Origin of the sequence: Streptococcus mitis (assembly GCF_946190285.1) — a bacterium.
Classification (GTDB): domain Bacteria; phylum Bacillota; class Bacilli; order Lactobacillales; family Streptococcaceae; genus Streptococcus; species Streptococcus mitis_CP.
The window spans coordinates 1-623 of the sequence record NZ_CAMHZX010000019.1 but is presented as its reverse complement, the minus strand read 5'-3'; the positions used below and the strand labels follow the sequence as shown (position 1 = coordinate 623).

The 623-nt window shown below is 45.4% G+C and carries 1 protein-coding gene; it reads left to right on the top strand.

Annotated features, from left to right (window positions below; all coding sequences use genetic code 11):
- The coding region (locus tag N8L39_RS09240) for a MiiA motif-containing surface protein (RefSeq protein WP_474104162.1) at positions 1-623 on the top strand (623 nt) is incomplete at both ends.

The following is a 623-nucleotide window of genomic DNA, read 5'->3' as shown; positions in this document are numbered from 1 at the left end:
ACAACACCAGAAGGTAAGACAGCGGTCATCCCAGCAGCGAACTTGACTAAGTCAGCAGCAGACGCAGCGAAACCAAATGCAGGGAACGACGTAGTTAAACCAGCGGACAAAACAGTTGTAGCGAATCCAGATAAGTTGACAGATGCTGAGAAGAAAGCGATTGAAGATAAAGTTAAAGCCGTAAATCCAGATGCAACTGTAGCGGTAGATGATAAAGGAAACGCAACAGTCACAACACCAGAAGGTAAGACAGCGGTCATCCCAGCAGCGAACTTGACTAAGTCAGCAGCAGACGCAGCGAAACCAAACGCAGGCAACGACATCGTAAAACCAGCAGACAAAACGGTTGTAGCTAACCCAGAAAAACTTACAGATGCAGAGAAGAAAGCGATCGAAGACAAAGTTAAAGCAGTAAACCCAGGAGCAACTGTAGCAGTAGATGACAAAGGAAACGCAACAGTCACAACCCCAGAAGGTAAGACAGCGGTCATTCTAGCGACAGACTTAACGAAAAATCCAGCAGATGCAACTAAACCAAATGCAGGTAACGACATCGTTAAACCAGCAGATAAGACTGTAGTAGCAAATCCAGAAAAACTTACAGATGCTGAGAAGAAAGCGAT